This is a genomic window from Streptomyces sp. NPDC005784 (genome assembly GCF_042871525.1).
In the GTDB taxonomy this organism is placed as follows: domain Bacteria; phylum Actinomycetota; class Actinomycetes; order Streptomycetales; family Streptomycetaceae; genus Streptomyces.
Genome location: NZ_JBIAIQ010000018.1, coordinates 1 through 26,187, shown reverse-complemented (window position 1 = coordinate 26,187; position 26,187 = coordinate 1). Strand labels below are relative to the sequence as shown.

Annotated in this window: 22 protein-coding genes; 13 read left to right on the top strand and 9 right to left on the bottom strand. The window is 71.3% G+C overall.

What is annotated here, in order from left to right; genetic code table 11:
* Positions 1–12: 12 nt before the first annotated feature.
* Positions 13–1,839 carry a coagulation factor 5/8 type domain-containing protein gene (locus tag ACFYR3_RS25985; protein ID WP_355852813.1) on the bottom strand — a complete coding sequence of 609 codons (1,827 nt, stop codon included), beginning with the start codon at positions 1,837–1,839 and terminating at the stop codon, positions 13–15.
* A gap of 431 nt (positions 1,840–2,270) precedes the next feature.
* On the opposite strand from ACFYR3_RS25985, the gene ACFYR3_RS25980 reads away from it, so the two are divergent.
* From ACFYR3_RS25980 to ACFYR3_RS25960, 5 genes are all read left to right on the top strand, one after another.
* The gene (locus ACFYR3_RS25980) at positions 2,271–3,365 is read left to right on the top strand and encodes a DUF1996 domain-containing protein (protein ID WP_355852816.1); all 1,095 of its coding nucleotides are present in this window, start codon (positions 2,271–2,273) and stop codon (positions 3,363–3,365) included.
* Positions 3,366–3,496: 131 nt separating this feature from the next.
* On the top strand, positions 3,497–5,245 hold the full coding sequence (locus tag ACFYR3_RS25975) for a discoidin domain-containing protein (RefSeq protein WP_355857850.1): 1,749 nt from the start codon (positions 3,497–3,499) through the stop codon (positions 5,243–5,245).
* Positions 5,246–5,278: 33 nt separating this feature from the next.
* Entirely contained in the window at positions 5,279–5,644 is a 366-nt protein-coding gene (locus ACFYR3_RS25970) for a fibronectin type III-like domain-contianing protein (protein WP_355857847.1), read from the top strand.
* Positions 5,641–6,681, top strand: coding sequence for a LacI family DNA-binding transcriptional regulator (locus ACFYR3_RS25965; protein ID WP_355857844.1), 1,041 nt, complete (start codon positions 5,641–5,643; stop codon positions 6,679–6,681). Before ACFYR3_RS25970 ends, ACFYR3_RS25965 begins: the two co-directional genes overlap by 4 nt.
* Before the next feature lie 202 nt (positions 6,682–6,883).
* On the top strand, positions 6,884–7,765 hold the full coding sequence (locus tag ACFYR3_RS25960) for a universal stress protein (RefSeq protein ID WP_355857841.1): 882 nt from the start codon (positions 6,884–6,886) through the stop codon (positions 7,763–7,765).
* Between the two features lie 118 nt (positions 7,766–7,883).
* Here the strand turns inward: ACFYR3_RS25960 and ACFYR3_RS25955 are convergent, their stop codons facing one another.
* Complete coding sequence (locus ACFYR3_RS25955) at positions 7,884–8,237, bottom strand: hypothetical protein (RefSeq protein ID WP_261707414.1); 354 nt, start codon at positions 8,235–8,237, stop codon at positions 7,884–7,886.
* A 107-nt stretch (positions 8,238–8,344) separates the two neighbouring features.
* Between ACFYR3_RS25955 and ACFYR3_RS25950 the strand changes: the two genes are divergently transcribed.
* Both ACFYR3_RS25950 and ACFYR3_RS25945 read left to right on the top strand, forming a co-directional pair.
* A complete protein-coding gene (locus tag ACFYR3_RS25950; RefSeq protein WP_355857838.1) occupies positions 8,345–9,010 on the top strand; it encodes an NUDIX domain-containing protein in 666 nt (221 codons plus the stop codon).
* Positions 9,011–9,081: 71 nt separating this feature from the next.
* Entirely contained in the window at positions 9,082–10,068 is a 987-nt protein-coding gene (locus tag ACFYR3_RS25945) for an aldo/keto reductase (RefSeq protein ID WP_355857835.1), read from the top strand.
* Positions 10,069–10,114: 46 nt separating this feature from the next.
* On the opposite strand, the gene ACFYR3_RS25940 is transcribed toward ACFYR3_RS25945, so the two are convergent.
* Positions 10,115–12,664 (bottom strand): SpoIIE family protein phosphatase, encoded by a 2,550-nt coding sequence (locus ACFYR3_RS25940; protein ID WP_356784396.1) that lies wholly within the window; start codon positions 12,662–12,664, stop codon positions 10,115–10,117.
* A 190-nt stretch (positions 12,665–12,854) separates the two neighbouring features.
* Positions 12,855–13,775, bottom strand: a complete 921-nt coding sequence (locus tag ACFYR3_RS25935) for a LysR family transcriptional regulator ArgP (RefSeq protein ID WP_389284827.1) — start codon at positions 13,773–13,775, stop codon at positions 12,855–12,857.
* Positions 13,776–13,841: 66 nt separating this feature from the next.
* On the opposite strand from ACFYR3_RS25935, the gene ACFYR3_RS25930 reads away from it, so the two are divergent.
* The 4 genes from ACFYR3_RS25930 (at position 13,842) to ACFYR3_RS25915 (ending at position 17,288) form a co-directional block, all read left to right on the top strand.
* The gene (locus ACFYR3_RS25930) at positions 13,842–14,453 is read left to right on the top strand and encodes a LysE/ArgO family amino acid transporter (protein ID WP_389284826.1); all 612 of its coding nucleotides are present in this window, start codon (positions 13,842–13,844) and stop codon (positions 14,451–14,453) included.
* Between the two features lie 149 nt (positions 14,454–14,602).
* On the top strand, positions 14,603–15,940 hold the full coding sequence (locus ACFYR3_RS25925; protein WP_389284825.1) for an MFS transporter: 1,338 nt from the start codon (positions 14,603–14,605) through the stop codon (positions 15,938–15,940).
* A gap of 48 nt (positions 15,941–15,988) precedes the next feature.
* Entirely contained in the window at positions 15,989–16,807 is an 819-nt protein-coding gene (locus ACFYR3_RS25920; RefSeq protein WP_355857821.1) for a methyltransferase domain-containing protein, read from the top strand.
* Between the two features lie 112 nt (positions 16,808–16,919).
* Positions 16,920–17,288 (top strand): DUF6479 family protein, encoded by a 369-nt coding sequence (locus ACFYR3_RS25915; RefSeq protein ID WP_355857818.1) that lies wholly within the window; start codon positions 16,920–16,922, stop codon positions 17,286–17,288.
* A 246-nt stretch (positions 17,289–17,534) separates the two neighbouring features.
* Here ACFYR3_RS25915 and ACFYR3_RS25910 read toward each other — a convergent pair whose 3' ends face one another.
* Together ACFYR3_RS25910 and ACFYR3_RS25905 are read right to left on the bottom strand one after the other, a co-directional pair.
* Positions 17,535–18,482, bottom strand: coding sequence for an ATP-dependent DNA ligase (locus ACFYR3_RS25910; RefSeq protein WP_355857859.1), 948 nt, complete (start codon positions 18,480–18,482; stop codon positions 17,535–17,537).
* A gap of 110 nt (positions 18,483–18,592) precedes the next feature.
* Positions 18,593–19,495: a Gfo/Idh/MocA family protein gene (locus ACFYR3_RS25905; protein ID WP_389284824.1), complete on the bottom strand. Its 903-nt coding sequence runs from the start codon at positions 19,493–19,495 to the stop codon at positions 18,593–18,595.
* Positions 19,496–19,777: 282 nt separating this feature from the next.
* Between ACFYR3_RS25905 and ACFYR3_RS25900 the strand changes: the two genes are divergently transcribed.
* Together ACFYR3_RS25900 and ACFYR3_RS25895 are read left to right on the top strand one after the other, a co-directional pair.
* Complete coding sequence (locus ACFYR3_RS25900; protein ID WP_389284823.1) at positions 19,778–20,566, top strand: PIG-L deacetylase family protein; 789 nt, start codon at positions 19,778–19,780, stop codon at positions 20,564–20,566.
* A 221-nt stretch (positions 20,567–20,787) separates the two neighbouring features.
* Positions 20,788–22,215 (top strand): M1 family metallopeptidase, encoded by a 1,428-nt coding sequence (locus tag ACFYR3_RS25895; RefSeq protein ID WP_389284822.1) that lies wholly within the window; start codon positions 20,788–20,790, stop codon positions 22,213–22,215.
* A gap of 32 nt (positions 22,216–22,247) precedes the next feature.
* Here the strand turns inward: ACFYR3_RS25895 and glgB are convergent, their stop codons facing one another.
* The 3 genes from glgB to ACFYR3_RS25880 form a co-directional block, all read right to left on the bottom strand.
* Positions 22,248–24,479, bottom strand: coding sequence for a 1,4-alpha-glucan branching enzyme (gene glgB / locus ACFYR3_RS25890; RefSeq protein WP_389284821.1), 2,232 nt, complete (start codon positions 24,477–24,479; stop codon positions 22,248–22,250).
* A gap of 111 nt (positions 24,480–24,590) precedes the next feature.
* The gene (locus ACFYR3_RS25885) at positions 24,591–25,964 is read right to left on the bottom strand and encodes a maltokinase (RefSeq protein ID WP_355857806.1); all 1,374 of its coding nucleotides are present in this window, start codon (positions 25,962–25,964) and stop codon (positions 24,591–24,593) included.
* Between the two features lie 47 nt (positions 25,965–26,011).
* Positions 26,012–26,187 (bottom strand): alpha-glucosidase C-terminal domain-containing protein (locus ACFYR3_RS25880; protein ID WP_355857853.1); only part of this gene is annotated, 176 nt, incomplete at its 5' end.

Below are 26,187 nucleotides of genomic sequence, written 5' to 3'. Positions count from 1 at the left end.
CGCGCGGGGCGGTCAGGGGTACGAGACCACGGTGGACGGCACCGTCGAGGTGCCCGAGGTGGGTGTGCCCGTGTCGTTGATGACCCGCTCGTACTGACCCTGGCCGCCCAGCGAGACGACCAGCAGATCGTGGAACTTCACGCCCGGTTTGTTCGGCGCCGCGAATCCGCTGTGCTGGACGATCGTCGGGTCGACGTTGTAGTAGCAGTAGCTGCCCAGGCCCCAACCCTCGTGGGTGGTCACGGAGTCGGCGACCTTGTAGGCCGCGTACCCCTTGACGCTCCCGTTCTGGATGGCGGCCTGGTTCGGCGCGTCGTACGCCTTCTCGTTCTGGAAGAAGATGGTGCGGCCCCGCTGGCCGTACCACTGCACGTCGTACTTGTTGAAGTGCTCGACGAACAGCCCCGTGGCCAGGACGTCGTCGCCGTTGACGCGGATGCCGTAGTCGGCCCGGTTGGTCTCCCAGCCGACGCCGGTGCCGTGGTCGGCCCGCCAGACCCAGGTGTGGTCGACGATCGTGTGCCGGCTGTTGATGACCATGCTGGTCGTCGCCTTGCCGGCGCCGGCTCCGCCGATGCGGACGAAGACGTCCTGCACGGTGGTCGGATTGGCCGAGTGGTCCGCCGAGGCCCCGGCCGGACCGACCTCCAGGAGGGTCGTGGAGTTGACGGGCCCGGCGTCGATCAGGAAGCCGGCGAGCCGGACCCCGTCGACGTCGGCCGTCCTGAGCACGGTGACGCCGTTGTCCGGGATCAGCGTGGCATAGCCGAGACCGAGGACCACGGTGCCCGCGCGGTTCACCTGGATCGGCTGGTCGAGGTGGTAGATCCCCGGTGTCAGCAACAGGTGGAGGCCCTGGGTGAGCGCGGCGTTCAGGGTGGCGGCGGTGACACCTGGCTTGGCCACGTAGAACTGGCTGAGCGGCAGCGACGTGCCGCGCGGGGTGCCGTTGCCCCAGGTGACGCCGCGCGCGTTGGTGCGCTTCTCCGGCAGGAACACCCGGTACTCGCTGCCGTTGAGGTACAGGAACGGCTTCTCGCGGGAGACCGGTGTGGTGTCGAGCGTGGTGTACGGCGGGTTGGGGAAGGACTGCGCGGGTGCGCCCTGGACGCCGGAGAACACCATGTTCCAGACGGCGTTGACCCAGCCGCCCACCGAACTGTCGCGGGTGTACCACTGCTGCTGCGAGTACGGTCCGACCGAGCCGTCGATCCGGCTGTCGGCGATGTAGCCGCCACTGGCCCAGCCGTAGCCGTCGGGGGCGAGGTTGAGGCCGCCCTTGATGTGCATACGACGGAACGGGGCTGCCTGGGCGACCGCCCACCGGTTGGTGCCGCTGACCGGAGTGAGGGCGAGGTTCTCCGCCGAACGCCAGAAGTTCTGGGTGGCGTTGCCGTTGAACCAGCCGGCGTCGACGGTCACGTCACCGTTGATCGCCGTGTCGTCCGGTGACAGACCGAGGCCCGCGATCGAGGTGTAGAAGCCGAGCTGGGCGTTGAGGCCGCTGTACGTACCCGGCTTGAACAGGAACGCGTAGCGGCCCGTGCCGAACTGCGCCGACTCCTGCTGGTGGAAGACCTGGTCGAGCCTGGCCTGGATGCCCGGAGTCGAAGGGTCGAAGACGATGACGTTCGGGCCGAGATCACCGCCGCCGGGAAGGGCCGACGGCTGCTGGGCGGGCAGGGCGGATACGGCGGGAACTGCGGGCGAGGCGGACGCCGGTGAGGACAGCGCGAGCAGTCCGGGCGCCGCCGCGCCGGCCGCCATCGCACCGAGGAGGGTGCGTCGCGCGACGGTGGAACGGCCGGGCTCCGGGACGTCTGTGGGGGTTCGAGACATGGGGGGCGACTCTCCTGGTTCAGGAAGTGAACGATGGGAGGTATGGGGGAGCGCTCTCTCGCCGTTGCATGCTTCATCCAGGTGAACGACACGTCAAGAGTTGTGACCGGAGTCCCGGATGTTGTTGCCCGGTGGGGCGTCAACTCGGCATGGATTTGCGGCAGTTCAGGTCTCTATGGGCTCAAACGGAGATCGGCGAGGGCTCTGGGATTGTGTTCAAGAGGTGCGCACATCGCCGACGTCGTGATCCTTAGTCAACTCCCTTGACACTCCCGCGCAACCGCCACAACACTCCTCGACGGGAGAGCGCTCTCCCGTTCCCTCGGCACATGTGATGGACCGTCACGCGGGCGGCCCCGGCGGCACTGTGCTCATCGCCGCCCGTGGTCGCCCGACCCCCACCGTCCCCATCGACGTGGCAGGAGGTCTCCATGGCACGGAGATCGAAGATCGTCTCAGGATTACTGATGTCCAGCGCGCTGGTGCTGACCTCGCTCGGCCTGACCGGAGTGGCGATGAGCGCCGGCCCCGCGTCCGGTCCGGCGTCGTCCGTATCCGGTTCGACGGCCGTCCACGCGGCTCACGCGATGGCCGCCTCGACGCTCGCCTCGCCCGAGGACCCGGACGGCGACGGCTACATCCCGGCGAATCCGCAGGTGACCGGGGTCGTCCCGTCCAAGGCGGATCCGACGCACCGCTACTTCCACGAGTTCCAGGCGAACTGCTCGGTGACCCGCACCAGGCCGGACGACCCGATCGTCTACCCCGGTCAGCCGGGCAAGTCCCACGACCACACCTTCCTGGGCAACACCACCACCGAGGCGGCCAGCACCACCGCCTCGCTCGACGCCGGTTCGACCAGCTGCAAGGCCCCCGGCGACAAGTCGGCGTACTGGATGCCGACCCTGCTCAAGGGCAGTGCGCCCGTCCTGCCGGTGGGCCCGCAGGTCATCTACTACAAGGCCGGCGTCACCGACTACACCAGCGTCCGGCCCTTCCCGAAGGGGCTGCGGTTCGTCGTCGGCAGCCCCATGCAGTCCGCCGCCGACTTCCGCAACCACCGGGGGTTCGTGGAGGGATGGGAGTGCGGCAACAGCTACTTCAACGTGGACTTCCCGCAGCAGTGCCCGAACACCGCCGACGTGCAGCTCAACATCCGCTTCCAGGCGCCCAGTTGCTGGGACGGCAAGTACCTGGACACACCCAACCACCAGAGTCACATGGCGTATCCGGTGGTCAATCCCGGCACCAACAACAACATCTGCCCGGACGACCACCCGGTCGCCCTGCCGATGATCGAGTTCAAGATGGCCTTCCCGGTCAACGGCGACATGTCCCAGGTCAGGCTTTCGAGCGGCGCGGGCTACTCCTTCCACTACGACTTCTTCAACGTGTGGGACCCGCCGACACTCAAGGCGCTCGTCGACCACTGCGTCGTCGGCGGACTCCAGTGCGACGCCCGCGGTTACGACCAGACGCACCCCGAAGCGGGCGCGGCACTGGACGAGAACTACCGGCTTCCCTGACGAGGAGGAGTTCCGCCGGCCCGGTGCGCACCCCCGGGCCGGCGGGACCGCCCGTCCCCCCCCACCGCACACCTCACCCCTCACCTGCACCCCCCACCCGCACCCCTCACCCGTACACCGGACGGACACTCATGACCGGATCCCGTACCACCCGGCGCCGTATCGCGGCGCCCCTCACCGCGGGCCTGCTCGCCGCGGGAGCGCTCGTCCTGCCGTCCCAGCCCGCGCAGGCGGCCGGCGGCGTCGTCAAGGTCACCGGCTCGCAGGGCAACTGGCAACTGACCGTCGACGGAAGCCCGTACCAGATCAAGGGCCTCACCTGGGGGCCTGCCGTCGCCGACGCCGCGCGCTTTATGCCCGACCTGAAGTCGATGGGCGTCAACACCGTCCGCACCTGGGGCACCGACGCCTCCAGCAAACCCCTCTTCGACGCGGCGGCGGCCCAGGGCCTCAGAGTGATCGGCGGTTTCTGGCTGCAACCCGGCGGCGGTCCCGGCAGCGGCGGCTGTGTGAACTACCTGACGGACACCGCCTACAAGAACCAGGTGCTCACCGAGTTCCCCCAATGGGCCGCCACCTACAAGGACAACCCCGGTGTCCTGATGTGGAATGTCGGTAACGAGTCCGTGCTCGGACTCCAGAACTGCTACAGCGGCGCCGAGTTGGAGCGCCAGCGCGACGCCTACACCACGCTCGTCAACGACATCGCCAAGAAGATCCACGCCGTCGACCCCAACCACCCCGTCACCTCCACCGACGCGTGGACCGGCGCCTGGCCCTACTACAAGCGGAACGCGCCCGACCTTGACCTGTACGCGGTGAACGCCTACAACGCCGTCTGCGACGTCAAGTCGGCCTGGGAGCAAGGTGGTTACACCAAGCCCTACATCGTCACCGAAACCGGGCCCGCGGGTGAGTGGGAGGTCCCGGACGACGCCAACGGCGTGCCCGCCGAACCCACCGACCGGGCGAAGGCCGACGGCTACACCCGGGCGTGGAACTGCGTCACCGGGCACAAGGGTGTCGCGCTCGGCGCGACGATGTTCCACTACGGGACCGAGTACGACTTCGGCGGCATCTGGTTCAACCTGCTGCCCGCCGGGGAGAAGCGGCTGTCGTACTACGCGGTGAAGAAGGCCTACGGCGCGGACACCTCCCGGGACAACACCCCGCCGGTCATCACCGACCTGGCCGTAGAGGGGGACGCGGGCAAGGTGCCCGCCGGACGTGACCTCACGCTCGCCGTCAAGGCCACGGACCCCGAAGGCGATCCGATCACGTACGAGGTGCTGGACAACAGCATGTACATCGACCAGGGCAAACAGCTGAACTCGCTGCCCTTCACCGACCTCGGCGGCGGCCGGCTCCGGGTGACCGCGCCGGACCGGCCCGGTGTCTGGAAGTTCTATGTCAAGGTCAAGGACGGCAAGGGCAACGTCGGTGTCGAGACCCGCTCCGTGCGGGTGGTGCCGCCCACCCCGAGCGGCACGAACGTCGCCCTCGGCAAGCCGGCCACCGCCTCCTCGTCCCAGGCGGGCGGCGGCGACTGCCCCTGCACCGCGGCGGGCGCCGTCGACGGCAACCTCACCACCCGCTGGGCCAGCGACTGGAGCGATCCCCAGTGGCTGCGGGTCGACCTCGGCACCCGCACCTCGTTCCGGCATGCGCAACTGGTCTGGGAGACCTCGTACGCCAAGGCCTACACGCTGCAGACCTCGGACGACGGGCAGAACTGGACCACCGTCCGCACGGTCACCGACGGCAACGGCGGCGTCGACGACCTCGACGTGTCGGGCACCGGCCGCTACGTACGGGTCAACGGCACGGTCCGAGGAACCGGATGGGGTTACTCGCTGTACGAGTTCGGGCTCTACAACTGAATCGCGAAGCCGGGAGAGAGCGCTCTCCCAGGAATGAGGCAGGATGTGTGCGGGCGGCCCGCGACGCAGACGCGAGGTCGTCCAGGTGTATCTCGCCGGGCCTCCCGGCCCCTGGAGCGTTCGGAACGACGGCTCGCCGGATACACCGCGGTGAACGCCGAACCGGGCGAGCGGGCAGCGGCGTCGGTGCGGATACCGGACCGCGCGCTGCGCCACCGGGCACAGGACGAGCACGCGTGGCGTACACAGCCCGGCCCCTACCGCGTGCTCTCCGGCCGCTCCGCGGGCGCTCTGCCGCTGACGGCCACCGTGCTGGTCCGGGCCCCGGATGAGTGCCGGGGTGGCCGGGGAGAGCGCTCTATCCCGAGGCGGTGCCGTGCCGTTAGGGTGCCGCCATGAGCAGACAGGCCCCCACGCTGGAGGATGTCGCGCGGGTGGCCGGAGTCTCCCGCGCGACCGTGTCCCGGGTCGTCAACGGTGTCCGCAACGTCGACCCCGGGATTCGGGAGGTGGTGCGCCAGGCCATCGAGCGGACCGGATACGCGCCCAACCGGGCCGCCAGATCGCTGGTGACCCGGCGCAGCCAGACCGTGGCGCTCATCGTCTCCGGCGCGGGCGACTCCCCGGGGGAGGAGCAGAACGCCTTCGCCGCGAGGGTGTTCGCGGACCCCTTCTTCGGACGGGTCGTCAGCGGCGTGGTGGGGTACCTGCGTCCGCGCTCGATGCATCCGCTCCTGATGTTCGCCGAGTCCGCGGAGACCCGCAGCCAGGTGTTGGCGGACCTCCGGCAGGGCAGCGCGGACGGCGCGCTGGTCGTCTCCACCCATGCCGACGACCCACTGCCCGCGCTGCTCGCCGACGCGGGTCTGCCCGCCGTCCTCTTCGCCCGGCCCTCCCGTCCCGTGCGGCTCAGCTACGTCGATCTCGCCCACCGTGAGGGGGCGCGACTGGCGGCCGAGCACCTGCTGGACCGGGGGTGCCGGCGGATCGTCACCGTCACCGGGCCGCTCGGCGTGGCCGCGAGCCAGGACCGGCTCGCCGGGTTCCGCGACACCATGGCCCGCAGGGGACATCCGTACGTCCCTGTGGCCGAGGGCGGGTTCACGCTGGACAGCGGTATGGCGGCGATGTCGGGTCTGCTGTCCGAACACCCGGACGTGGACGGGGTGTTCGCCGCCAACGACCTGATGGCCCAGGGCGTGTGCCAGGTGCTGCGGGAGCGGGGCAGACAGGTGCCGGACGATGTCGCGGTCGTCGGCTTCGACGACTCCAGTGTGGCGGTCACGTGCCGGCCTCCGCTGACCACCGTGCGGCAGCCGGTGGAGGAGATGGCCGCGGCGATGGCCGCTCTCCTCGACGAGCACATCCGGGGCGTACGCACCGAACCCACGTCGCTGATCTTCGACCCGGAACTCGTGGTGCGAGCGTCGGCGTAGCCGGGTGCCGCCCGTTCGCCACGACCCGCTGCCGTCGGACCGCGTTGCCCGGCCCCGCCCCCGGCCGGGGCGGCGGCGCGTGCCTCCGCGCACCACGCGCCCTCCGGTCTGCGGGTTCACCGGTGCCGGTGGCGGACACTGGACCGGTCAGGATGGACGAGCACCCGGCCGGACGGACGGGCCGGCGACGGAAGGCAGGCGCATGACCCACCCGATCGCCGTGGGCGTGGACGGATCACCCGAGAGCAGGGCGGCGCTGGGCTGGGCGGGCCGGGAGGCCGTCCGCCGGGGTGTGCCCCTGCGGGTGGTGTACGCCTGGCACTGGCCGCCGCACGACATGGTCGGCGGTGGTGACCGGGAGGACCAGGCACGCTGGGTGCGCGGCATGATCGAGGACGCGGCGCGCACGGTCGTCGACCGGCACAGCGACCTGCCGGTGACGGTCGAAGTGATCGACTCCGTGGGAGGCGACGTGGTCGAGGCGCTGCTGGGCGTCGCCGCCGAGACCGGGACACTGGTCCTCGGCTCGCGCGGATACGGCGCGTTCGTCGGCTTCCTGCTCGGTTCCGTGGGACAGCGGGTGATCTCCGAGGCGCCCTGTCCGGTCGTGCTGGTGCGTTCGGAGGACCGTCCCGAAGGGGAAGCGGGCGGCCGGGAGATCGTCGTGGGCCACCAGGGCGGTCCTGAGGACGGTGAGGCCACGCTCCGCTTCGCGTTCGAGACCGCGGCGGCCCGTGGCGCGGCGGTGCGGGCCGTACGGGCCTGGAGTCTGCCGCCGGTGTTCGCCTACAGCCCCGGCTCGCTGAAGATGCTGGACGAGGTCGGCGGCCTGGAGCCGTACGAGAGGAAGGCGCTGGCCGAGGCGCTCCAGCCGTGGCGCGAACGCTTTCCCGAGGTGCCCGTCACCCAGCACATCGAGATGGGCAGCGCGGGCCAGGTGCTGCTGTCACTGTCCGACCGGGCCCAGCTGATGGTCGTCGGGCGCCGGGCATCCCGATCCGCGGTGGGCGCGCGGATCGGTTCGGTGGCCCACGCGGTGATGCACCACGCGCCCTGCCCGGTGGCGGTGGTTCCGCACTCCTGAAGGCCCGTCGGAACGCGGCCGGTTCGCTGCCGGCCGTCTTCGATCCCCGAAGGCACGCCCGGCGTCGAGGCCGGGCGCGGGCAGTCGGGTACTCCCTCACCCGGGCCCGACCTGGCGCCTACGTGTTGTCGGCCCGGGACATCCGCAGGGCGAGGTCCTGGAGGAGATCGGCCGTCGTGACGTCGGTCCGTCCGGAGTCGTGGAGGTCGGCGAGTTCGGAGAAGAGGAACGCGAAGGCGCCCACCAGCGAGATGGCGGCGGGCAGATAGGCGTCCGCGACCGCCTGCCCGGCCTCCGCCGGGCCGGCGTCGCCGGGCACCTCGACGCGCGGGAACACCTCGGTGACGAGCGCGCCCAGGTTGTTCTCGGCCGACTCGACCCCGTCCTCCTCGTCCTGGGCGATCCTGCGCACCATGGCGTTGGTCTCGGTGAGCACGCCGATGGCGCGCAGGATGATCTCCGTCTGTTCCATGCCGTGAGCCTAAACGGGCGAAGCCCCGCTGTGACCGGGATCTTGGTCTCGGGATGGTAGACAGTGCCCATGAACGACATCTCCCGCGCCCGCCGGGCCGCCGAGCGATGACCGCTGGCATCGACACCCCCGACCGCCGTGGCCGCACCGGACTCGATCAGGTGGGCCGTGACCTCACCGGCAACCCACGGGTCAAGATCCGCGACGTCCAACTCCTGTCCTGCCACTGGTATGTGGAGCGCACCACCACCTTCGACCTTCAGCTCGCCGACGGATCCTGGAGCACGCAGGAGCGCGAGACCCATGACCGCGGCAACGGAGCGACGCTCCTGCTGTACGACGCCGAGCGCGAAACCGTCCTGCTGACCAGGCAGTTCCGCTATCCCGTGTACGTCAACGGGCACCCGGACGGCATGCTGATCGAGACACCGGGCGGCCTTCTCGACGAGGCGGACGAGCACCCCGAGGTCGCCGTACGGCGTGAGGTGATCGAAGAGACCGGGCACACCGTCGGCGCGGTCGAGCACGTCTTCGACGTCTACATGAGTCCGGGTTCGGTCACCGAGCGGGTGAGCTTCTACGCCGCCTCGTACGGCCCGTCCACCCGCACCCATGAGGGCGGCGGACTCGACGAGGAGGGCGAGGACATCGAAATGGTCGAACTGCCCTTCCGCGACGCCCTGGCGATGGTGCGCACCGGGGAGATCGCCGACGCCAAGACCATCATGCTGTTGCAGTGGGCCGCTCTGGAGGGCCCGTTCAAGAAGGCTTGACTTGGAGAGCACTTCAGGTTCCAGACTCCCGTTCAGGCCCGGGGACTTCGGGCCCGAACGGGAGGGACACCATGCGCTACCGCATGATCGGCACGGACCCGGGGACCCGCCGTGAGGTGAGCGTGCTCGCGCTCGGCGCGATGCGGTTCGGCTCACTGACCGACGAGAAGACCTCCTTCGCCGTACTCGACCGCTATGTCGAGGCCGGCGGCAACTTCATCGACACGTCCGACAACTACGCCTTCTGGACCGACGGCGGCCAGGGCGGCCAGAGCGAGGAACTGCTCGGACGCTGGCGGCGCAGCCGGGGCATCGGCGACGAGATCGTCCTCGCCACCAAACTCGGCGCACGGCCGCTGGCCCCCGGCACCGACTACGTCGACAACCCCGAGGGCCTGTCCGCCAAGGTGATCCGCGAGGCGTCCGAGCGGAGCCGGGAACGCCTCGGCGTGGGCAAGATCGATCTTCTGTACGCGCACATCGAGGACCGCACCGTCGCCCCCGGCGAGACCGTCGGGGCGTTCGCCGAACTCGTTGCGGAAGGCGTCGTCGGACTGCTCGGGGTGAGCAACCACGCCGTCTGGCGCGTGGAGCGGGCCCGCGCCCTGGCCGCCGCGGCCGGACTGCCCGGCTACGAGGTCCTCCAGTACCACCACAGCCTTCTGCGCCCCCGCTCCGACATCCCGAGCGGCCTCTTCCCGGAGGGCGGTCTCGGCGCGGCGACCGGGGAACTCGTCAGTTACCTGGGGGCCGAGCCCGGCCTGACCCTGGTCGCCTACTCGCCGCTGCTGGGCGGCGGGTACGGACGGCGCGACAGGCCGCTGCCGTCCGACTACGACCACGCGGGAAACGCCGCCCGCCTCTCCGTGCTCCAGGAGGTGGCGAAGGAGGCGGGGGCGACCCTCAACCAGGTCGTGCTGGCGTGGCAGATCGGCGGCGAGCTGCCGGTGATCCCGCTGGCCGGTGCCTCCTCGGTGGCCCAGTTGGAGGAGAACCTGGCGGCGGTGGACCTGGAACTGACCCCGGACCAGCGGGCCCGCCTGGACGCGGCCCACTGACATCCTTCGAGCCGGCACGGCCCGCGGGCGATCCGGACGACACCCGCTACTGGTGTTCACCGCCACGGGGCGTCCGGCGGGTGGTGAGCAGCAGGGCGATGTCGTCGGGGCGCTCGTTGGCCTGCCGTGCCTCCGCGGTGAGCAGATCGGCCGCGCGGGACAAGGAGGGTCCGCCCGATCTGAGGCGCCGTGAGGGACCGGCCTCGGCCAGCGTCGCGCGCAGTGCCTCGACCCCCTCGTCGATGTCCGTGCCGGGCCGCTCGACCAGTCCGTCGGTGTAGAGGGCCAGCACGGCCCCGGGCTCCAGCATCAGGTCCGTCACGGGATAGTCGGCCTGCGGGTCCACACCGAGCACCACGCCGCCGGGCAGGTCCAGGACCTCCGCACGGCCGTCGGGATGGCGCAGCAGCGGCTGCGGATGGCCGGCCCGCGCGGCCTGCGCGACACCGGTCAGCGGGTCCAGCCGGACATAGCAGCAGCTCGCGAACTGGCCCGGGTCGAGGTCGATGAGCAGCCGGTTGGTGCCGCTCATCACCTCGTCCGGAGGATGATCCCCGAGAGCGAACGCCCGGACCGCGCTGCGCAGTTGCCCCATGGTGGCGGCGGCCTGGACACCGTGCCCCTGTACGTCGCCGATGACGAGGGCGAGTCCGTCGCCGGCCTCGACGACGTCGTACCAGTCGCCGCCCACGTCCATGCCGACGGTGCCCGGCAGATAGCGGCCCGCCGTCTGCACCAGAGGGTGCGCCGACAGGCGGTGCGGCAGCAGGGCCTCCTGGAGCCCGCGGGCGAGCGCGGACTCGTTGTCGTAGCGCCGCGCCCGTTCCAGGGACTGCGCGATCAGGCCGGCGAGCGCGGTGAGGACCGTACGTTCCTCGGTGGTGAAGGTGCGGGGCCGGTCGAACCCGAGGATGCAGGAGCCGACCGGGCGCCCGGAGGCGATCAGCGGAAGGAAGGCGCGGGCCCCGACCGTGGCGTCCAGGTCGATGCCCGGATAGGCGGCGGCCAGTTGTTGCATCGACTCGAAGAAGAGCGGCCGGCCGCTGGTGAGCGTCTCGACCCCGGGCAGTTTGGCGTCCAGGCCCACGCCGTCGAAAGGGGCGAGGAATCCCTGCGGGAAGCCGGTCTCCCAGGCCAGATAGAGCCGGCGGTCCTGGAGCAGATAGATGGCGAGGCGGCGGCTGCCGAACGCGGGCAGCAGCTCGCGCATCACCACCTCGGACACCTGCCGCGCCGTCACGGCCTCGGTCAGCGCGATCGCGAGGACGATGGGCCGGTACTGCGGTGCCGTGCCCGTGACACCGGTGTCGGGTTCCTCGAGGTCGGCCCGTACGGCCTGCGTCGTCTCGGCTTCGAACGGAGAGTTCCCGGTGGCGTCCGCGGCCCGGCCCAGCGGCATGATCTTGCAGGTCACCCCCCTGGGACCGGGATAGACGGAGAAACTCAGCCAGGTTCCCGTCCCGTTTCCCGGAGACGCCTCGGTTCCGCTCCCCAGCGGGCTCCGGGCCCGGAAGTGCACCGGGTCCGGCGAGAGCAGCGCACTGCGCAGATGATCCTCGTACGCCGGGTGGTCCATCCAGGGCACCACATCCCACAGCAGGCGTCCCAGCAGCTCGCCGCGCGGCCGGCCGAGCAGTGCGGCGGCGCGGGGATTGGCGTAGGTGATCTGCCCGAGCCGGTCGATCGCGAAGACGCCCTCCGGGAGCTGGTCGGCCGCTCCGTCCGCCGCCGGCCCCGACCCCGGGTCGACGAGCGCGCCGCTGACCCGGTACGGGGGTTCGCCCGCTCCTCCCGCGGTCCACAGCTCAAGGAGCCGCAGCCCGCCACCGCCGGTGCGTACCGGCATCGGATGCGGCGGCGGGCGGCCGGCGGCGGTCTCGCGCAGGGCGGCGAGCAGCAGCCGGGGTTCGTCGTGGGCCAGCGCGTCCGCGAAGGCCTCGGGGGTGCCCTCGAAGTCCTCCTGAGGGATCCCGAGCAGGGCCCACAGGGCGTCGTCCGCGATCAGCGTGTTGTCGCCCGGATCCCAGGTGAAGCCCCCGACGCAGCGGGTGGACGGGCCGTCGGCGGGCGGGCGCGTTCCCAGCGGTTCGCTGTCCCACAGGACCGAGGACCCGTCCTTCTCCAGCAACGCCAGGGCGGCTCCGAGTTCCTCCGCCACCGCCGTCATCCGGTCGCGGTCCGGCAGGACCTCGGTGGCGTCCGAGGCCGGCGGACGCAGCACGGTGAGGACGCCGTACGAGGTGGAGTCGCCCACGACCGGCACGTAGAGCGAACCGAACTGGAACGGCAGCCCGGCCGCGAGCTGCGGATAGCGGCGCATCGTCTCCGCCGGATCGGCGAGCAGCACCTCCACCCCGAGCCGATGGGCGTCCGCGGCCGGAAACGGCCTGTCCATGTGCATGCGCCACCAGGGACGGAAGAGGGGTCCCGGTAGCCCCGCGAGCACCGCGAGACGCAGCAGACCGGGCGTGCCGGAACGCAGATACACACCTCCCGCGAAGCCGCGGGCGGCCCGGATCGCGTCCGTCACCGCGTCACTGAGCAGGACGGCCAGGCTGTCCAGCGCCTGGCCCTCACGCTCGGCGCTCCCTGTCATCGGTCTGCCCTCGTCCGCCCGCCGCCAAGGGGGTAACACAGCAAGAATGCGCCTCTCAGGTCGCTGACCGCACCTCGACGTCCTCCGCGGCACCAGGACGTGAGGCCATTCTTCCCGGCCGCGCCGGGATGTGCCCAGCGTGAACATACCGGCTCGGGCGTGGTTCGGGAGCTGTCCGGAAGCGAGCGATTCAGGAAGCCGGTCCAGGCACCAGCGTCTCGGCGGCGACGGCCACCACGGCCTCGGTCATCGCGCCGAGCGCGGGGAAGTCGAGCTTCCACTGCTGCCAGAACAGCGGAACATCGACCTCACGGCCCGGTCCGAGGTGGACCAGCCGTCCGGCGCGCAGCAGCGGTTCGGCCTGGACCTCGGGCACCATGCCCCAGCCCATTCCGGCCACCACGGCATCGACGAACCCTTCCGACGTCGGGACGAAGTGGCGCAGCGCGCTCGCTCCCGGACCGCCGGCGAGGGCGCGGACGAAATCGTCCTGGAAGTCGTCGTTGCGGTCGAAGTCCACCACCGGGGCGGAGCCGATCACCTCGTGCAGGGGTGTGCCGGTCGTGGTGCCGAGCCACTGTTCGGCGCAGCCGGGGCTCGCCACCGGCAGATAGCGCATCCGCCCGAGGGCGCGGACGGAGCAGCCGGCCACCGGGTCGGGCGACGACGTCACCGCCGCCATCACCGTTCCCTCGCGCAGCAGGGCGGCGGTGTGGTCCTCGTCCTCGCGGCGCAGTTCGAAACAGAGCCGCAGTTCTGGCGGGACGCGGGCGAGAGCCGGCAGGAACCAGGTCGCCAGCGAGTCGGCGTTCACCGCGATCGACAGCCGAGTGGGCTCCCCGGATCCGGACATGCCGAGTTCGGCGTGCGCGTCCCGCTCCAGCCGGGCGAGCCGGCGCGCGAAACGCACCACGATCTCGCCGGACTCGGTCGCCCGCACCGGCTTCGTCCGCCTCAGCAGGACCCGGCCGGTGCGCTGTTCGAGTGACTTGACCCGCTGGCTCACCGCCGACGGCGTCACATGGAGCGCCGTGGCCGCCGCGTCGAAGGTGCCCTCGTCGACCACGGCGAGCAGGGTGCGCACCTGGTCGAGGGGAAGTTCCGCCATCACGAGCGCTAATGTTACGTAAGAATCTTTAGCTGTACTCCTGGCGATCCGCTTTCTAGCGTCGAAGCCATGACAGACGCCCTCACCACCGCGGTCGCCGGATTCGGCACCGGCCTCTCCCTCATCGTCGCCATCGGCGCCCAGAACGCCTTCGTGCTGCGCCAGGGCATCCGCCGGGACGCCGTCCTCGCCGTGGTGGGCATCTGCGCCCTGTCCGACGCGCTGCTCATCGCGCTCGGGGTCGGCGGGGTCGGCGCGGTGGTGGTGGCCTGGCCCGCCGCGCTCACCGCGGTCGGGCTGGTCGGCGGCTGTTTCCTCGTCGTCTACGGGGTCCTCGCCGCCCGGCGGGTGCTGAAGCCCTCGGCTCTCCGGGCGGCGACCGTGTCCCCCGGCTCCTGGCGCCGCGCCGTCCTCACCTGCCTCGCCCTTACGTGGCTCAACCCGCACGTCTACCTCGACACCGTGTTCCTGCTCGGCTCGCTCGCGGCCGACCGCGGATCGCTGCGCTGGACGTTCGGGCTCGGCGCGGCGCTCGCCAGTCTGTGCTGGTTCGCGGCTCTCGGGTTCGGTGCCCGGCTGCTCGGCCGCCTCCTGGCCCGGCCGGCGTCCTGGCGCGTGCTGGACGGCCTGGTGGCCACGACGATGATCGCGATGGGCGCCACGCTGATCGCCGGCGCCTGAGCCGCCGTACACCGCCCCGCGCCGCCATGCCCGGGTCGTACGTCCGGCCGGCCCGCGAGCGCTCGGCGCGGGACGTCCGGCGTACCAATCCGGTCCCCCGGGGGACCGGAGCCGCTCACGCTCGGCCATAGTGATCCTCGAATCGAAAGATGTATCGAGCAACCAGGGTGAGCGTGGACACGAGCAAGAGCAGTACGGACAGCGGCACCGCGGCGGCGCCCGACGGGAGCGCGGCAGCCGAGCGGCCCGACCGTTCGGGATGGCGCCGCTGGGCCATGGACACCCGGCCGCTGCGCCGTCCCGCCTACCGTCGGCTGTGGTCGTCGACCGCCGTCACGTCCGTGGGCAGCCAGCTCACCGCAGTCGCCGTGCCCAAGCAGATCTACGACATCACCGGCTCCTCGGCCTGGGTCGGCTACGCGAGCCTCGCCGGCCTGCTGCCCCTGGTGGTCTTCGCCCTGTGGGGCGGCGCGATCGCCGACAGCATGGACCGCCGCAAGCTGCTGCTCGTCACCAACACCGGCATAGCCGTCACCTCGCTGCTCTTCTGGGTCCAGGCCGCCACCGGACTGGATTCGGTGCTCGTCCTGATGGTCCTGCTCGCCGTCCAGCAGGCGTTCTTCGGCCTCAACTCCCCGGCCCGCAGTGCGTCCATCGCCCGGCTCGTCCCGGCGGACGAGCTGCCCGCGGCCAACGCGCTCGGCGCGACCGTCATGCAGACCGGCTCCGTGGCCGGGCCGATGCTCGCCGGTGCGCTCATTCCCCTCATCGGGCTGCCCGAGCTCTATCTGATCGACGCCCTCGCCCTGTGCGTCACCGTGTGGGCCGTCCTGCGGCTTCCCGCGCTGCCACCCCTCGCGGGAGCGGCCTCCCGGCGGGCGGGCCTGCGCGAAGTGGTGGCCGGCTTCCGCTACATCGCCCTGCACAAGGTGCTGCTGCTGTCCTTCCTCGCCGACATCATCGCCATGGTCTTCGGCATGCCGCGCGCCCTGTTCCCGCAGCTCGCCGCCGAGACGTACGCCCCGTACGGAGAGGGACTCGCGCTCGGACTGCTGTTCGCGGCGATCCCCGTCGGCGCGGTCGTCGGCGGACTGATGTCGGGCACCTTCTCCCGCGCCCGCCGGCACGGCCTGATGGTCATCGTCTCCGTCGCGGCCTGGGGCGCGGCCATCACCGGGTTCGGGCTCAGCGACAGCCTGTGGGTCGCCGTGGCCTTCCTGGCCGTGGCCGGCGTCGCCGACATGGTCTCCATGGTCTTCCGCGGCGCGATCCTGCTGTCCGCCGCCACCGACGAGATGCGCGGGCGGCTCCAGGGTGTGTTCACGGTCGTCGTCGTGGGCGGCCCGCGAGTCGCCGACGTCCTGCACGGCACGGCCGGCTCGGCGTTCGGAGCACCCGCCGCGGTCGCCGCCGGCGGACTTCTGGTGGTCGTCGCGGTGCTTGCGCTCGCTTTTGTCACACCGGCCCTGAGGCGTTACACAATCTGAATGGTCATCTGAAGCGGAATGGACCTTGGTGGTTCTAAAGTGACCGCCATGGGGGACACGCGACCTACCTCGGAATTCCACGCGCAGAACATCAGCGCGGACAGCACCGCCCGTCTGGTGGGCGCCCTGGATGCTCAGGACGTCAACGACGGCGTACAACGCCTGCGTTCCTGGGCACACGCGGCACTGGCCGTACGGCCCGGAGAGCGGGCGCTCGACATCGGCGCGGGCACCGGCTCGCAGACCCGGCGTCTCGCGGCCGCCGTGGGTCCCCGGGGCAGGGTGCTCGGCATCGAACCGAACCCCGGCCTGCGCGCCATGGCGGAACAGCGCGGGACCGAGGAGCGCAGTGCCGCCCGCTTCGCCGACGGTGACGCCCTCGCCCTGCCGCTGCCCGACGCCACCGTCGACGTGGTGTGGTGCGAGCGGGTGCTCCAGCACCTCGTCGAGCCGGAGAAGGCCGTCTTCGAGATAGCGCGCGTGCTGCGCCCCGGCGGGCGGGTCGCCCTGCTGGACACCGACTGGGCGACCACGATCCTGCACCCCGGTGACCCCGAGACGATCGCCGCGCTCACCACCGGCGCGCTGTCCGCGGCCGCCGACCCGTACTCCGGACGCAAGCTGGTGGGACGGCTGACGGCCGCCGGGATGGTGGTCGACGACCGTGGATCGCAGGCCCTGCTCCAGGATCACAGATCGGTCGCCTGGCCGCTCATCCGCATGCTGGGCGATTCGGCGCTGCGCCGTGGACTCATCGGCGAGACGCAGCGCGACCGCCTGTACGAGGAACTCACGGAGGCCGCGCGACAGGGCGGCCTGCACATGTCCGTGACGATGTTCGGAGCCGTGGCGCACCGCCCGGAATGATCCTGTTCGGGTTCGCGGCGTACCGTTCCGAATGATCCGGAATACAATGGAATGGCCGTCGCTGACGGACTAGTACGCAGATTTCCCCTGGTATTGGGGGTACGCGAACACCATGTACACCGCGAGCCACGATCTGATCGCAGCAAGTTCGACGCTGAACGCGGGCGCCGCCTTCATCGGCGGCCTCATCATCGCCGGTGCGCTCGTCTGGGCCGTCCGGATGGGCATCAGGGTGCGGAACCTGGAATCGCGCCCGCCCACTCCCGAAGAGCAGCCCAGGCTGCCCGACGGCGGGGCGGTGCACGAGGAACGGGAGATGCGGGAACCCGACGAGGTTCCGCACGCCGCGGACGAGAGCGAGCGGCTGATGCCGTACAACATGCACTCCGCGAGCACCAAACACGCCGACGACCAGCATCGCAAGCGCTGGCAACCGGGATCCAGCGGGTCCTTCGGCAGCGGCGGACCCGGCAGAACCTGACCGGGACGCGAAGGAGCCGACCGCCGCGAGCGGCCGGCTCCTTCACGTTCCGCACGGAAGGTCGGCGCCCTGCGGACGGCACGGGGGAGGCCGACGCCCTGCGGATGACTCATGGCAGGTCAGCGCCCTGCAAAGGTCACACGGGAGGCCGGCGCTCTGCGCACGGCGTGCAGGAAGCCTGTTCCTGACGCACGTGCAGGAAGCCTGTTCCTGACGCAGCAGGGCACACGCGGGCCGGGCCTCACGTCACGCTTCCGGGAGATCGGCCGCCGAGTCCTCGGGAGCGAGGTCGGGACGCAGCCGCAGCCATGACGGCTGGCGCAGCAGTCCGGCCCGGGTACGGGTGCTGTAGCGGACCTCGCCCACCAGCCGGGGCAGCACCCAACGCGCCTCGGCCGCACGCGGAAGACTGTCGAAAGGGCAGCGGCCGGTCTCGGCGGCCCGCAGCAGCCCGGCGAGTTCGGCGCGCTCGGCCTCGCTCCAGCCGGTGCCCACGCTTCCGACATAGCGCAGCCTCCCGGCCTCGCGCTGGCCCAGGAGCACGGCGCCGGGCAGTCCCGACAGGCGCCCCTTCCCAGGGACCCAGCCGCCGACGAGGACGTCCGCGGTCCTCATGTTGCGGATCTTGATCCAGGACCGTGAGCGCACGCCGGGCTCGTACACCGAGTCCAGCCGTTTGCAGACCAGCCCCTCGAGACCGCTCTCCCGCGTCGCCCGCAGTGCCGCTTCTCCGTGGCCCACGAGTGCCGCCGGCGTCGACCAGAACGGGCCGTCGAGGGCGAGACTCTCCAACGTCTGCCGCCGCCGCGCATAGTGCTGGCCCGTGAGATCGCCCCCCAGACGCATCACGTCGAACAGGACGAGATGAGCGGGTGCTTCGTCCGCGCGCCGGGCGGCCCTGCCCGGCGACCGGGCGAGGCCCATCCGGGACTGCAGCAGCTGGAAGTCGCCCCGGCCCTGGTCGTCCAGAACCAGCACCTCGCCGTCCAGGACCGCCGCGGTGGTACCGAGAACGCCGCCGAGGGCCCCCAGTTCCGGGTACGCGGCGGTGATGTCCTCGCCCGAACGGGCCCGCAGCAGCACGCTGCCGTCCCCGGGTAGATAGACCACGGCCCGCTGACCGTCCTGTTTCGTCTCGTACGCCCAGCGCATGTCCTGCCCGGAGGCCGGCAGGGTTCCGGGGGTCGCGAGCATGGGCGCGATCAGCGGCAGGTTCGGCAGGTTCACAGCTGTTGTGTCGACCCGCCGCCGCCCGCACACGCTTCACCGAAGCCTGTTTCCCCTGATCGGCCGCGCCGTGCAGGTCAGACAGGTCCTAGGGCCTGGGCGATGAGTGTCTGCAGGTGCAGTCCGCGGTGGGCGTCGAGCTCTCCGGAACGGCCCGACCGGACGGCCGTGGCGAACTCGCGGCGCAGTACGGGCCAGGACTCCTCGTGGTCGAGGGCTCCGCCGTCGAAGACCAGCTCGGGATGGCGGCCGAACAGCTCGATGCGGGTGATACCGCGCTCGACGTCGACCGAGCCCGACAGGGAGGCCTGGCTCACGGCGCCACTCTCGTGTTCACAGGTGAGTTCGAGCCAGCGGCGCGGGTCCCCGGCGCCGCGCACCCGGACGATCGGCCCCAGAGCCGCGTCCAGCAGATCGAGAAGGTGCGGCCCGAGGTCCAGCAGCGCCCCGTGCTCAAGACGCCACGGGGTCGCGAAGTCGCCGCCCAGGAAGGCTCCGCCGAGACAGCAGGAGCGCGCCCCCGAGACGTCCAGGGCCCGTGCCTCGACGAGGAACTGCCGGGTGGCCGGGTGATAACGGTTCGTCAGCACGAGCTGGGAGACAACGCCCGAGGCGTCGATGGCGTCCACGAGCCGCCGCGCCGAGGGCAGATCGAGCGCGAGCGGCTTCTCCAGGAGCAGGGCCTTGCCCGCCTCGGCTGCCCGAACGGCGAGTTCCGCCTGCACGGCGGGCGGCACCGAGAAGGCGACCGCCTCGCAGTCGTCGAGCAGTTCCTCGAACGTCGCGGCGACGGCGGAGCCGTGCGGCGCCGCCGTTTCGCGGGCGGCCTCCGGACGGCGCGCCCAAACCGACGTCAGCAGCGTCTCGGGTCCGGCGGCGAGCACCCGGGCGTGCACGGCCCGCGCCCAGGGCCCCGCGCCGACGAGCCCCACCCTGACGGGGGCGTGAGTCCAGGTGGGCGAGGTGCTGGTCACGGGCATCTCCTCTGTGGTGTACGGGGCCTGACGCGCCGTCGCCCCGGCGGCGGGGCCGACGAGGGGGAGGGGGGCGGCGACCGGGCGTCGGATCTTCGGACGTGTGGACAGACTTCACCACGGCGTCCCGGTGTTCGGCCAGCCGGTGGATCTCCTGGGTGTGCCTCCCCGCCCGCCGGGCACACGGGGAGCGGCAGTCGGGCGTACGGGCAGCGCGGGAATCCGGCGTACGAACTCGGAACGCGCGCCTCTGTCGGTCCCGACCTGCCACGGGCCATCATGCGGAGCATGGATCCCACACAGGACAAAGCAGTCTTCGCGGGCGGTTCGGGTCTGCCCGCGCTGCCGGAGGACTGGGAGCGATGTCTCGCCGTGGCCGCTCACCCGGACGACATCGAGTACGGCACCGCCTGCGCCGTCGCGCGCTGGACGGCACAGGGCAAGCGGGTGAGCTATCTGCTGGTGACCAGGGGAGAGGCCGGTATCGACGGCCTGCACCCGGACCGGGCGGCACCGCTGCGCGAGGCCGAGGAGCGGGCCGGTGCCCGGCAGGTCGGTGTCGAGACCGTCGAGTTCCTCGACCACCGCGACGGCGTCGTCGAGTACGGGCTCGGGCTGCGCCGGGAGATCGTGCGCGCGTTGCGGCGCCACCGGCCCGAGGTCGTGGTGTCCGGCGCGTTCAGCGTGCGGATGATCGGTGGCATCACCAACCAGGCGGACCACCGGGCGGTGGGCCTGGCCGCCCTCGACGCGGCCCGCGACGCGGGAAACCGCTGGATCTTCCCCGAACTCGCCGACGAGGGTCTGGAGCCCTGGGGCGGCATCCGGATGGTGTGCTTCGCCGGACCGGAACAGCCCACCCACGGCGTCGACGTCACCGGCGAACCCCTGGAACGCGGCATCGCCTCGCTGGAGGCGCACGCCGAGTACACCAAGGCCCTGGGCGCGGGCGCCTTCGAACCGCGGCCGTTCCTCACCTGGGCGGCCGGCATGGGCGGAGCGGCGCTCGGGGTCGAATCCGCCGTCCTCCTCGACGTCCACCAGCTCATCCCCGACGGACCGCCGCCCTGGGTGTGAGTGCCACACGTCCACCCGCCGGTACGGGCCCGGACGCACGGACCAGGACGGGTCCGGGCACAGTGGCCGGGCGAACCCGGACCCGTCCTCGAACCGGCTCCCCGCTGACGGAGCGCCACTCGGGCCCGCACGGGCGCAACTTGACCTGATCGTGAGGGTTTGCGGGCGAGGTGACTCATAGGCTGTGCGCGAGTGATCACCGTCGAACCGGAGGAGCGAACGTGACACCACGCCCGCAAGAGGCCGCACGACGCACGACTGTCCTTCGCCGCGAAGCTGTTGTCGCGGCCGTCCCCGTCGCGCTTGCCGCGCTTCTCACCGCGGCCGGACCGGCCACGGCGGCCGGGACCGTGGGCTCCGCCGGCGCGGGAGACCCGTACTTCCCTCTCTCGGGCAACGGCGGCTACGACGTCCACCACTACGATCTGACGCTCGGCTACGACCCGCACAGCCGCCACGTCGACGGCAAGGCGGTCATCACCGCCAGAGCCACCCAGCGGCTGACCCGCTTCGACCTCGACCTCAGCGGGCTGAAGGTCACCGGCGTCACCGTCGACCACGCCAAGGCGGCCTTCCGTCGCGACGGCCAGGAACTCGTCGTCACCCCGCACAAGGCTCTGGGCAAGGGCCAGGAGTTCCGCGTCACCGTCACCTACTCCGGCACTCCGAAGCCCGTCACCGACCCCGACGGTTCCCTCGACGGATGGATTCCCACCGACGACGGCGCGTTCGTGGCCGGTGAGCCCCAGGGCGCGATGACGTGGTTCCCCGCCAACAGCCACCCCACGGACAAGGCGTCCTACGACTTCACGCTGACCGTCCCCAAGGGGCGCACCGCCGTCGCGAACGGTGTCCTGCTCGGGCAGCGGACCGCCGACGGCCGGACCACCTTCCGCTGGCGGCAGTCCGAGCCGATGGCCGCCTACCTCGCCACGGCGACCGTCGGCACGTTCAAGGTCGAGCAGTACACCACCCGCGACGGCCTCAAGGTCTACAACGCGATCGACCCGCGCGAAGCGGCCGCCGCGGCGCCGGTCGTGAAGAAGCTGCCTTCCGTGCTGGCCTGGGAGAGCAAGATCTTCGGCCCCTACCCCTTCCGGGCGGCCGGAGCCATCGTCGACCGGGCCCCGCAGGTCGGCTACGCCCTGGAGACCCAGACCCGGCCCGTGTACGACTCCGCGCCCGACCTGGGCACCCTCGTGCACGAAAGCGCCCACCAGTGGTTCGGCGACTCCGTCACCCTCACCAGATGGAAGGACATCTGGCTCAACGAGGGCTTCGCCACGTATGCCGAGTGGCTCTACACCGAGCAGCACGGCGGCAAGAGCGCGCAGAAGACCTTCGACGCGCTGTACGCCACCCCCGCCGGCAAGGACCTCTGGGCGTTCCCGCCCGGTGATCCCGGCAGCGGCGAGCACATCTTCGAGACGCCGGTCTACGCCCGCGGGGCCATGGTCCTGCACAAGCTGCGCACGGCCGTCGGCGATCCCGCTTTCTTCCGCGTCCTGCGTTCCTGGACCGCCGGCCACCGTGGCGGGCACGGCACGACGGCCCAGTTCATCCAGCTCTCCGAGCGGGAGTCAGGCAAGGACCTCTCCGGCCTCTTCCACACCTGGCTCTTCACGGCGGGCAAGCCCGCCTCTCCCTGAGGCGGGCTTGCCCGGTGTGGCTGCGGGTCGGCTCAGGCCGGCCGCAGCCACACCGTCGCGAGCGGCGGCAGCGTCAGCTCGATGCTCGTCGGACGGCCGTGCATACCGATCGCCTCGGCCTTCACCGGCTCGGGGTTGGTGATGTCGCTGCCGCCGTAGCGGAGGGTGTCGGTGTTGAGGACTTCGCGCCAGGCGGGGATGTCCTCGGGGACGCCGAGGCGGTAGTTGTGGCGGACGGCGGGGGAGAAGTGGGAGACGGCCAGGAGCGGGGTGCCGTCGGTGGCGTGGCGCAGGAAGGCGAACACGTTGTCGTCGGCGGCGTCCCCGGCGACCCAGGTGAAGCCGGAAGGATCGGTGTCGCGTTCCCACAGCGCGGCTTCGGCGCGGTAGAGGGTGTTCAGGTCGCGGACCAGGTCCTGGACACCGCGGTGATCGGCTTCGGCGCCGTAGGCGGGGTCGAGGAGCCACCAGTCGGGACCATGGGCTTCCTTCCATTCGCCGCCCTGGGCGAACTCCTGTCCCATGAAGAGGAGTTGCTTGCCGGGGTGGGCCCACATGAAGGCGAGGTAGGCACGCAGGTTGGCGCGTTGCTGCCACCAGTCGCCGGGCATCTTGGAGACGAGTGACTGCTTGCCGTGCACGACCTCGTCGTGGGAGATCGGCAGGACGTAGTTCTCGCTGTACGCGTACACCATCGAGAACGTCATCTCGTTGTGGTGGTATTTCCGGTGGATCGGCTCGTGCTGGATGTACTCGAGCGAGTCGTGCATCCAGCCCATGTTCCACTTCAGCCCGAAGCCGAGCCCGCCCTCGGAGGTCGGGCGCGTGACCCCGTCCCAGGCGGTCGATTCCTCCGCCATGGTGACGATGCCGGGGTTGCGGCGGTAGAGGGTGGCGTTCATCTCCTGGAGGAATGCGACGGCGTCGGGGTTGTCCCGGCCGCCGTGTTCGTTGGGGGTCCACTGGCCGGGTTCGCGGGAGTAGTCGAGGTAGAGCATGGAGGCGACGGCGTCGACGCGCAGGCCGTCGATGTGGAACTCCTCGCACCAGTAGGTGGCGTTGGCGACGAGGAAGTTGCGGACCTCGCGGCGGCCGTAGTCGAATTCGAGGGTGCCCCAGTCGGGGTGGTCGGCGCGCTGGGGGTCGGCGTGTTCGTAGAGGGGGCGTCCGTCGAACTGGGCGAGGGCCCAGTCGTCGCGGGGGAAGTGGGCGGGGACCCAGTCCATGAGGACGCCGATGCCGGCGCGGTGGAGGGCGTCGACGAGGTGCTTGAAGTCGTCGGGGGTGCCCAGGCGTGCGGTGGGGGCGTAGAAGCCGGTGATCTGGTAGCCCCAGGAGCCGCCGAAGGGGTGTTCGGCGACGGGCATCAACTGGACGTGGGTGAAGCCGAGGTCGGTGACGTAGGCGGGGAGCTGGTCGGCGAGCTGACGATAGGTCAGACCCGGTCGCCAGGACGGCAGATGCACTTCGTACACCGAGAACGGCGCCTCGTGCAGCGGACGGCGCTTCGCCCGCTGCTTCATCCACGCGGAGTCCTTCCACGTGTGGGACGACCGCGTCACGACCGAGGCGGTCGCCGGAGGTACCTCGGCGCCGCGGGCCATCGGGTCAGCGCGCAGGGTGCGGGAACCGTCGGGGCGCGTGATGTCGAACTTGTAGCGCGTTCCCTCACCGAAGCCGGGCAGGAACACCTCCCACACGCCGGACGATCCGAGCGAGCGCATCGGATATCCGGCGGCGCCGTCCCAGTGGCAGAAGTCCCCGCAGACCCGTACCCCTTGGGCGTTCGGGGCCCACACCGTGAAGCGCGTTCCCACGACATCCTCGTGGGTCATCGGTTCCGCGCCGAGCGCCCGCCACAGCTCCTCGTGCCGGCCCTCACCGATCAGATGCAGGTCCAGCTCGCCGAGCGCGGGAAGGAAGCGGTACGGGTCCTGCGTCTCGGACTCGGTGCCGTCATAGGTGACCAGGAGTGTGTACGCGGGAATCGCGTCGAGCGGCAGGACGGCCCCGAAGAGCCCGTCGCCCAGGTCGTCCAGCTCGGTACGCTGCCCGTCCACCATCACCGCCACACCCTGGGCGTACGGCCGCAGCGCCCGGAACACGACCCCGCCCGGCACCGGATGGGCACCCAGCAACGCGTGCGGATCGTGATGGGCGCCGGACAGCAGGCGCCCCCGATCCGTGGGGTCCAGCGCGGTGTGCTGCGCCGACGGGGCGGCGGGCTTGGCCCGTCGTACGCGGGTGGATGCGGTGCGGGTCACGGCTTGGGCCTCTCGAAGTGGGGGTGTTGAGGGTGGTCGGTGGGAGTGGTGGGGAGTGGTCGGTGGGGGTGATGGGGAGTGGTTGGTGGGGCGGAGGGAAGTGGTCGGTGGTCAGGGATGGTCGGCGAGTCGTCCGACCGCCGCCATGGGCACGGGCAGCCAGTCGGGACGGTGCCGTGCCTCGTAGAGCACTTCGTACACGGCGCGGTCCGTCTCGTACGCGCGCAGCAGTTCGGGTTCCTCGCGCGGGTCCCAGGCCGCCGCGACCGCGTAGCCCGCGCAGAAGGCCTCGCGGCAGCGCTCCGCCCACTCCGGACGCCAGGGCTGCCGGGAGCGGGCCGCGTAGTCGAAGGAACGCAGCATGCCCGCGACATCGCGTACGGGCGACTGGACACGCCGACGTTCGCTGATCGGGCGGGCCGGTTCACCCTCGAAATCGATCACCGACCACCGCTGCCCGGCCCGCAGGACCTGGCCGAGGTGGAGATCGCCGTGGATGCGCTGGGCGGGGCGGACCGCCGAGTCCAGGGCGGCGAGCGCGTCGAAGGCCGACCGCAACCCGGCCGCGTGCGGGCGGAGTTCGGGGACTGAACGGACGGCGGCGTCGAGACGGTCGTTCATCGCGTCCGCGAGCCGCTTGTTCCGGTACGGACTCGGCGCGTCCACGGGGAAGGCCGTGGCCAGGGCCAGATGCACCTCGGCGGTGGCCCGGCCCAGTTCGTACGCCTCGCCGGTGAAGTCCTTGTGCGAGGCCAGGGATTCGAGTGCCAGGGTCCAGCCGTCGGCGGCGTCCCGCAGATACGGCTGAAGGACGCCGAGGGTCGCTTCCTGCGGCTCCGAGGTGTGGAACCACGCGGCCGGCGCGGGGACGCGGGTGCAGCCCTGCCGGGCCAGCGCGCGCGGCACCTCCAGGTCAGGGTTGATGCCGGGCTGTACGCGCCGGAAGACCTTCAGTATGAACGCGTCGCCGTACACCAAGGAGGAGTTGGACTGCTCGGCGTCGAGGAGCCGCGGCGCGAGACCGGGCGGCACCGCGAAGCGCGGATCACGCTCGAAACGCAGCGGTCCCGCCTTGCCCGAACGGCGCAGCCGCTCCAGCAGGAGTCCCGCCGCCTTGGGGTCGTGAAAGGCGTCGTACACGGTCAGCTCGGCCAGCGGGCCGGCGCTCGCCCGGCCGATGAAGGCGTGGGCGAGCCGCGGCGGCAGGACCTCCCGTACACCGAGGAGCAGTTGGTAGCAGTCCTCGGCCGCGGGAGTGCCGGTTCCGGCGTGGGCGGGCGGGCCGAGGTGCTCGGTGCGGACCAGCAGATGCAGACACCCCGGGTACAGCTCGGTCGTCGAGAGCAGCGTCAGATCCGTCACGGGCCTGCCCTTGCCCGCGAACCAGCGCTGCCGTGGCAGCCAGGCGCGCAGCAGCTCGGCCAGTGAGGTCAGCAGCGGAGCGGTGTCGAGGCCGCTCGGACGCTGCAGAGCGGTGTTCGCCATGACGACACGTCCTTTCAGAGGCGGGCGGGCTGTCGAGGGGCACGGAGTCACGATCGCCTCGTGGTGCCGGGCCCGACCGCGGGGCGCAACCTGAACCAGTAGAAGCCGTGACCGGCGAGGGTCAGCAGGTACGGCAGTTCGCCGATGGCCGGGAATCGCACGCCGCCGATCAGTTCGACCGGGTGCCGGCCGTTGAACTCGCGCAGGTCGAGTTCGGTGGGCT